The organism is Streptomyces sp. NPDC025793 (assembly GCF_055558375.1).
In genome coordinates, this window is the sequence record NZ_JBVHMR010000147.1 from 1 (window position 1) to 1,640 (window position 1,640).

General features: G+C 71.9%; 1 protein-coding gene. It reads left to right on the forward strand.

Annotated elements, in window-relative coordinates; all coding sequences use genetic code 11:
* Positions 1–1,640 (forward strand): SDR family NAD(P)-dependent oxidoreductase (locus ACZ4MF_RS48975; protein ID WP_467500942.1); only part of this gene is annotated, 1,640 nt, incomplete at both ends.

Genomic DNA, 1,640 nt, shown 5'->3' on the forward strand with positions numbered 1-1,640 from the left:
CGCGTCGCGGAAGGCATCGGCTACGCCGCACCCTCCATCCCGGTCGTCTCGAACGTGAGTGGACGCCTCGCCGCAGACGGCGAGTTGGCGTCGGCGGACTACTGGGTACGGCATGTCCGTCAGGCGGTCCGTTTCGCCGACGGGGTGAGCGCTCTCGCCGGCGAGGGTGTGACGCGTTTCCTGGAGATCGGACCCGACGGCACCCTCACCGCCCTCGCGCAGAGCTGCGTTCCGCACGATGGCGACGCCGGTGACGCCCTGTTCGTACCGATGCTCCGCAAGGAGGGTTCCGAGCACCTGGCGCTGCTGCGGGGGATGGCGAAGCTGCACGTCGACGGCGGGGAGGTCGACTGGACCCCCGTCTTCGGTGGGCACGACGGTGCCGTGGCTGTCGCCCTGCCCACCTATGCCTTCCAGCGCACCCGATTCTGGCCCACGGTCACGGCGCACACGGTGGCGTCGGGGATGCCGTCGGACTCGGACGGTGACGCGTCCTTCTGGTCGATGGTGGAGCAGGGGACGCAAAACCTGGCGGACACGCTCGGCGTGCCTCAGGACGCGCTGGATGCGGTCATCCCCCGGCTGACGGAACTGCGCCGCGAACAGATGGAGCGCGCCGAGGTCGACGGCTGGCGGTACCGCGTGGAGTGGGCGCCGGTGGAGGTACCGGCCACGGCTTCCCTGAGCGGGCGCTGGCTGCTGCTGCAGGAGCCCGACGCCGTCCCTCTCGCCGGGCTCGATCGGTGGGTCCCCGGTCTGGAGCGGCTCACCTGCGACGTGCGGGACAGGGAGGGGCTCGCCGCGCTGCTGGAGTCGGCGGTCGACGAGGGCGAGCCGGCCGGTGTGCTGTCGTGCCTGCCCCTCTCCCGCTCCCTTTCACCCTCCGCCGGGGTGGTCGAAACGATGGCGCTGGTTCAGGCCCTCGGTGACGCGGGCGTGCGCGCGCCGTTGTGGGTCGTCACCCGGGCCGGGTTCGGCCCCGGTCGCGGCCCCGACGATCCGGCGCAGGCGGCGATATGGGGGATCGGCCGTGTGGCCGCTCTGGAACACCCGGACCGGTGGGGCGGACTCATCGACGTGGCGACGGAGCCGGGAGTCGAGGAACTCGCCGCTGTCGCTTCGGTGTTGGCCCATGGCGGCGAGGACCAGGTGTCCGTGCGTGACGGGCGGATCCACGGCCGTCGGCTGTGCCCGGCACCGCGGCCCGGCACGGATCCGGGAGCGTCGCTCGGCGACGGCCGTCCGTCTCCGCGGCGGCTCCTCGTCACCGGAGGTACCGGTGCGCTCGGGGTGCGGGTCGCCGAGTGGTTCGTCACGCGCGGGACGCGGGAACTCGTCCTGGCGAGCAGGCGCGGCCCGGACAGCCCCGGGCTGGCCGAGACGGTCGACCGCCTGCGGGCGGCCGGTGCGGAACGTGTCGACGTCGTCGCGTGCGATGTCGCCGAACGGGCTCAGGTCGCCGCGCTGCTCGAAGCCCATCACGTCGACGGGATCGCTCATGTCGCGGGAGTCCTCGACGTGGAGCTCATCGATGCGATGACACCTGCTCATGTGTCGCGGGTGGTGGGGGCGAAGGCGTGGGGTGCGGTGTATTTGGATGAGTTGACGCGGGGTTGGGATTTGAGTGCGTTTGTGGTGTT